Below are 5632 nucleotides of genomic sequence, written 5' to 3'. Positions count from 1 at the left end.
CTGGGATTATTCAGTTGAATTTTTAGAACGACAAACTGAAAGTTGGGCGTTTATTCCCCCGCAAAACTTCGGTTAAAATCCCAAATAGAAATCCCTTGTCGATTCCACTCATTATATGGCTCTCCCATTAATGAAAATGCCTCATCGGTTATTTTCTTTCTATAATTGGATACATTTTCAGTAAAATGCAGGTATCCCTTTTCATCAACATGTGAATCACATATAATTGTATCGGAAATTATCCCAATAATATCACGAAGAACAGCATATATTACAATCTCTTTCCTCTCCGTTCTGTACTCATAAATTGTCACTCCTCTTTCCAATACATAAATCTTTGCCTGTTTCTGCATTACATCTACGTTTAACATCATATCATACCTATTGGAACCATTAAATATTTTCTCAATATACCTTCTGTTTTCTATAGAATAACAACTCCATTTTTGCAACAATTTATCAGCTTCAATCATACACTCTTTAGCATTCATTCCTTTTATACCTCAAATCTAAAAAGTAAAGCGGACATTCGCAATCCGCTTCGCTACTTGCTCATGAACGCAGTCGCTTCGCGATCTGTCAGTGGGAGCTTTCAACTCCCACTGACATAAGCATCCCACTCACCCACCGCTTAGTGCTCCGCGCACTTGAAGCGGGGGAATGCTTATCTGCGTTCAAATTCGTCTCTCAGATAAACGCACCAGCTTACTGAAAGTTTCACCTCTATGACTTAGTTTATTTCTCATAGTAAAGTGCTCTGCTATACAAAAAATGTATATTAGATAATCTTCATATTTTCTTTTTCTTCCATCATCTACATATCTATTATAGCATTCGTACAGGATTCTATAATAGTTCAGTTGATTTATCAATCTCTCACTAACCGTTTTTTCTTTTAATATATCCTCACATTTTTGAAAACAATCAACTATTGTATTATCTTCAATTATGCATCCATCTGGAAAATGATGTGCCCCCCAACCTAAAATATCCAAGTATGAATCAAACAGCAAATCAATTGTTTTCTGGTCACACTTCATACTTGAATAAGCAATCTCAAGGTATTTTACTGCCGCTTGATATCCCTGCTTATGATTTCTGAACAACTCATAATACCATCTGCATTCTGGCATTTTCTTCTCTTCGCAACGTGGTGTAATCCACATTAGGATATACTCTTTTAATTCGTATGGAATATCCGCATTTCCCCGGTCTTTCAAAGTATCCCATACATCACTATCACAATAATCCGAAAGAAATTGTGTTAATATTTCATCTTGATTTTCGTCTGACATTTCTCTTAGATGACCAACGATTGCTTGCATTTCTTTGTTTGCAAGTTTTTTTAACCCGTTATGATAAATATCCAAATATTTATATAAACTATTACTGAAATCACAATGTACCATTCTGTCTCCTTAAACCTCAAGGCTTATGTACTGTTCGTCATATAACTAACAAAAGAATCTATTCCCAAAGTGCATTTATTTTATCTGGCAATAATTCTATCTCTGTCCCAAGCACAGCAACATCATCTTCATCTATTAGCACTGGTACATTAAAGTAGTTTCCCTTATTATCAATTCCATAAAGTTCACCACCACCATTTGAACCAATAATAATGTGATCCGGCAGAAATACTTCAATTTCATAATCATCATTTATTTCTTGTAATTCTTCTAACCGATATAATATAAGCCATGTTTCACCAATATCGCCTTGGCCACCATTGTGTTTTTTCATAAATTCTATGTAATCGTTTGGTAATACCACATCATTTATTTTCTCGATAATTTCTCCAACATAAGGCGTATTAAATTCAAACATTCCCCATTTTTCCATATCATTCACCTCGCCGTAAAATTCAAATTCGTCTCTCCGTTAAACACACCGGCTTACTGAAACTTGTCGCTTTGTTTCTGTTTAGATTGCATTTGACATAAGAACGAAATTATTCAATCGTTTTAGATATTCTGCATTCGCCAATCAGACAATCCAACATATCTTCTACGCCAATTCCACACAGTTCGCAGCATCCATTTGTAAAACAATAAAATTCATTCGTGATGGTCATCACTAAAAACAGCTCATTTGTGCAACACATTCCCAACGGATAAGTTGTTGTATTAATATCATACTCATCTAACAAATTTTCAAAATATTCCGCATCTAAATTTATTCCAATAGCTTCCAACGGATTGAAATCGACATCTCTAAACCATTTCAAATTCTCAATATGGAGCAATCCAAATTCCTCAAGAAAAGCTTCTACATTTGCTGGCATCTCCAATCCAATTTCTCTATATCTCTTTTTGAAAGCAGAAATATCAATTTTACGTCCACATTTCCATCCAGCTGCCTTTAGCCGTTGTAAGGTAGTAGTTTCCATACAATTCTCCTTCCCAATACAATAAGCAACTTCAAATAAACGCGTGCTTTTATAGCTCGCCTCTCAAACGTGCTTCTATATCAGATGCCGTGTATAACACATCCGTTACAATTACCCTTTCGTCACGGATTGTGTAAAACACTGAATAATTATCGACGAGCATTCTACGCAACTCCATTCTCTTTTCCGGCTCAGAATCCATAATCCTAAATCGTTCTGGGAAAGTGTCTAATGTAAGTATTTCATCAGCAATGCGATTATATTGCCCCATTGCATTATCCGGAGCAAGCAAATCTATAGCAATATAATTGTATATATCTTCCATATCCTGCAAAGCTTCTTTTGTAATCTCTACCTTATATTGCTTCATTAATGCCTCTCTCTAAATGCCACAAACGCACTAGCTGCATCCTCAACATTTCCTTTCTCTATATCGGCATATCCTTTTTCTAACTTTTGATGAATCTGTGTAACAGACATCATATCTGCATTCACTGAATTAGCTGCTTTTGGTAATACAATAGAAAAGGGAATTCCTCCTACTAATGATATTTGTTTTAAATACATATCTATAGCAGTAGCCATTGGTATCCCTAATTGTGCCAATACACTTTCTGCATTTTCTTTTACATCTGGATTTACTCTTATATTTAATGTTGCTGTTTTTCCCATAGAATACACCTCCATCTTTCTTTTATTGTAACGTCTTTTGCGTTACAAGTCAATCTATGAAATATATTTTCGATGCGATAGCTTCACATTGTTTTGATTAACCATTGCATATCTGAGCGTTGTATCTATTTGCTCATGTCCCAGAATTTTCTGTACCTGTTCAATCGGCATACCTTTCTCAATTGCTCTGGTGGCCATAGTCCTTCTGAACTTATGTGGGTGTACCTTTTCTACACCTAACTTCTTCCCCATTTCTCGTAATCGTAACTCCACACCGCTTTCAGTAAGTCTACTGTGTGGTTTGTTTAACGACACAAATAACGCTATATTATTATCTGTCCTTGATTCAATATAATTCAACAAATGAATTTTGGTCTTAGCATCAAAATATGCTTTCCTCTCTTTGTCTCCTTTGCCATAAACCACGCATTCCCGCTCAGAGAAATCTATATCATCAATGTTCAGCCTTACCAATTCGCCTACTCTAATTCCTGTTGAAAGCAGAAAATCAATCATTGCCCTATCACGCAGATTATTACAATTATCTCTAAGAATTTCTATTTTCTCATCCGGAATGGTATCTTTTACAATAACGGCAGTCTTTACCTTATGAATTCTTTTCATTGGGCTTTTTATAATATAATCCTCTTCCTCTAGCCACGAAAAAAATGTGGAAAGACTTCTACGAATATTATCAATAGTTACCTTTCCACAATTATTTATCGTTTGATACTCTACAAGATATTTTCGTAGCATCTCGGTCGTTATCTTTATGACCGGAATATTTCTGGATGACCTCCCATTCATGCCGCCAGATTTCACAATACTTCTGGTCGTTCCAGTCAACCGTATCCTCCTTGTGGCTTTTCCACCTGCCGGATGGCAGCTTTATCCGTTCCCCGTTTTCATCAAGGTCATAAACCTTGCGGCTCTTGGGAAGCCATTTTCCATGTTCGTCCATTTCCCTCATAGTCAGCAGGACATGGGCGTGGGGATTGTGTCCCGGCGGATGGGGGTCATGGATGGCAAAGTCAGCAATCATGCCTTTGGTGGAAACAAATTGCTGTTCACAAAACTCCCGGACAAGGACAGCATATTGGTCGGGCGGTATCTCTCTGGGGATGGTAAGCACCCACCGCCTTGCAAGCTGGGAATTCCATTGTTTTTCCACCGCTTCGGCGGCGTTCCATAGAGTATTGCGGTCTGCATACGACCGTGGGGCATTTGCCGGAAGCAGGATTTCATTGTGGACGATACCACGCTTTTCCGGATAGTGCTTCACTTGCTGGTCATATTCACAGAACAGCTTTTCACCACTCCGGTAAGCAGCGGCGGCAACAGCAGACTGCTGCTGACTTCGCTGCACAATCGAGATTTCGTTGTGCGGACAGGGCATTTCGTGTCCCTCCTTTCGGTAATTGGTGGATGGGGTGGCGTTTTACCACCTCATTTTGGGCAGAAAAAAAGCAGGAGACCTTTTTTCAGATTTCCTGCTCGGTGTGCCGCTGTGTGGGCGGCGGGTATTTAGTTGTAAAAGTTCGGGACAAGTTGACCCGATGTGTGAGTGGCAAACTGGAAGTTTTTTCATCCGGCTATATTAGCACTTATAATCTCTCCATTTGGCTCAACCACTATTTCAATAATATGTCCCCAAAACATATCGTCGTCGTTGTAAAATAAAGATAAACTTCCATCTGGACTAACTGTTATTGAGCTAATTTCCATACGTTTTTTAAACAATTCTCTTGTGATTTTTTCTGTATCAATTTCATCTGAATCCTCCAGCCATTCATTTGCAAGTTCTGTTAGCTCTTGTGCAGCAAATGCACGATATTTATTATCATTATCCACAATATTATCTACTAATTCCTTTAATACTTTCATTGCCTGTTCAGCGGTATCTCCATCTTCCTCATCGGTTTCCAAATATACATTTGCCTCTACACCATTCCAATTTACAATTCCCTCAAACCATGAAAATTCTCTATCCAAGTCAAAAGAACCTAATTCATTTTCCATAGAAATTGGCTTAGCATAGTATTCTTTCAAAGCTTCCAATTTTTCATTTGAAGCATGTTCTTCAAGCACATTTATAAGCATATATCTGTTGTTTATATATTGTACCTGATATGGCTGCAATTTTTTCGGTATACATTTTCTGACAGCGACACGATAAATGCCAAATTGCTCAAATTCATATCCCAACCCATTGCGTTTATTGTCATTTTTTATAAGCCATTCAATACGACCTTTCTCATGAAAGAACTGACCTGTACGCAAATCTATGGACGCAAGAAAATCAATAGATGGTTTCAGCATATCTTTTATAATTGCTGCTCCTTTACACGATGCTTGCACTAAAATAAGCATTTCATATTCTTCTGTTTCGAATCCTTTCTCAAAATCTGTTTGTACTGACATAATTCTTTCCACCTTTTCTTGGTAATTTACATAATCAAATTTTCTTTATTTTCCGAAAACTTCTAATTTGTTGTTGACTTCATTATACTTTACCCGACCCTCAAAGTACAGAGAGATTTTGTAAAACTTGTCGGCTGGAAACAGCTTGCA

8 protein-coding genes and 1 pseudogene are annotated in these 5632 nt (G+C 37.3%); all 9 read right to left on the bottom strand.

All coding sequences use genetic code 11. The features are described 5' to 3' along the window. Positions 1-50: 50 nt before the first annotated feature. The 9 genes and pseudogenes from DW677_RS17270 to DW677_RS17230 all read right to left on the bottom strand — a co-directional run bounded on the left by DW677_RS17270 (position 51) and on the right by DW677_RS17230 (position 5482). Entirely contained in the window at positions 51-491 is a 441-nt protein-coding gene (locus DW677_RS17270; protein WP_015555153.1) for an Imm63 family immunity protein, read from the bottom strand. 183 nt (positions 492-674) lie between these two features. After that, on the bottom strand, positions 675-1409 hold the full coding sequence (locus DW677_RS17265; RefSeq protein ID WP_117567893.1) for a hypothetical protein: 735 nt from the start codon (positions 1407-1409) through the stop codon (positions 675-677). A gap of 58 nt (positions 1410-1467) precedes the next feature. Next, complete coding sequence (locus DW677_RS17260; protein WP_117553305.1) at positions 1468-1842, bottom strand: SMI1/KNR4 family protein; 375 nt, start codon at positions 1840-1842, stop codon at positions 1468-1470. Between the two features lie 109 nt (positions 1843-1951). Then, on the bottom strand, positions 1952-2389 hold the full coding sequence (locus tag DW677_RS17255; protein WP_015553869.1) for an SUKH-3 domain-containing protein: 438 nt from the start codon (positions 2387-2389) through the stop codon (positions 1952-1954). A gap of 49 nt (positions 2390-2438) precedes the next feature. Further along, complete coding sequence (locus DW677_RS17250) at positions 2439-2759, bottom strand: type II toxin-antitoxin system RelE/ParE family toxin (protein ID WP_015553868.1); 321 nt, start codon at positions 2757-2759, stop codon at positions 2439-2441. Further along, positions 2759-3061 (bottom strand): type II toxin-antitoxin system RelB/DinJ family antitoxin, encoded by a 303-nt coding sequence (locus DW677_RS17245; protein ID WP_015553867.1) that lies wholly within the window; start codon positions 3059-3061, stop codon positions 2759-2761. The genes DW677_RS17250 and DW677_RS17245 overlap by 1 nt, the downstream gene beginning before the upstream one ends. Before the next feature lie 54 nt (positions 3062-3115). Next, entirely contained in the window at positions 3116-3868 is a 753-nt protein-coding gene (locus DW677_RS17240; protein WP_242992234.1) for a tyrosine-type recombinase/integrase, read from the bottom strand. Then, positions 3849-4457 (bottom strand): annotated as a pseudogene (gene mobQ, locus DW677_RS17235) (MobQ family relaxase); the annotation flags it as partial. The gene DW677_RS17240 and the pseudogene mobQ, both read right to left, overlap by 20 nt. Before the next feature lie 188 nt (positions 4458-4645). Next, positions 4646-5482, bottom strand: a complete 837-nt coding sequence (locus tag DW677_RS17230; RefSeq protein ID WP_117505573.1) for a DUF2262 domain-containing protein — start codon at positions 5480-5482, stop codon at positions 4646-4648. Positions 5483-5632 lie beyond the last annotated feature (150 nt).

The sequence above is a fragment of the Clostridium sp. AM25-23AC genome (genome assembly GCF_003435125.1).
In the GTDB taxonomy this organism is placed as follows: domain Bacteria; phylum Bacillota; class Clostridia; order Lachnospirales; family Lachnospiraceae; genus Pilosibacter; species Pilosibacter fragilis.
The sequence above is the reverse complement of the archived record's forward strand: the minus strand, read 5'-3'. Positions and strand labels throughout refer to the sequence as shown.

Excerpts from the sequence above, each read along its gene's own strand:
- DW677_RS17270 (WP_015555153.1), bottom strand. The coding sequence starts at position 491 with ATGAATGCTAAAGAGTGTATGATTGAAGCTGATAAATTGTTGCAAAAA.
- DW677_RS17265 (WP_117567893.1), bottom strand. The coding sequence starts at position 1,409 with ATGGTACATTGTGATTTCAGTAATAGTTTATATAAATATTTGGATATT.
- DW677_RS17260 (WP_117553305.1), bottom strand. The coding sequence starts at position 1,842 with ATGGAAAAATGGGGAATGTTTGAATTTAATACGCCTTATGTTGGAGAA.
- DW677_RS17255 (WP_015553869.1), bottom strand. The coding sequence starts at position 2,389 with ATGGAAACTACTACCTTACAACGGCTAAAGGCAGCTGGATGGAAATGT.
- DW677_RS17250 (WP_015553868.1), bottom strand. The coding sequence starts at position 2,759 with ATGAAGCAATATAAGGTAGAGATTACAAAAGAAGCTTTGCAGGATATG.
- DW677_RS17245 (WP_015553867.1), bottom strand. The coding sequence starts at position 3,061 with ATGGGAAAAACAGCAACATTAAATATAAGAGTAAATCCAGATGTAAAA.
- DW677_RS17240 (WP_242992234.1), bottom strand. The coding sequence starts at position 3,868 with ATGAATGGGAGGTCATCCAGAAATATTCCGGTCATAAAGATAACGACC.
- DW677_RS17230 (WP_117505573.1), bottom strand. The coding sequence starts at position 5,482 with ATGTCAGTACAAACAGATTTTGAGAAAGGATTCGAAACAGAAGAATAT.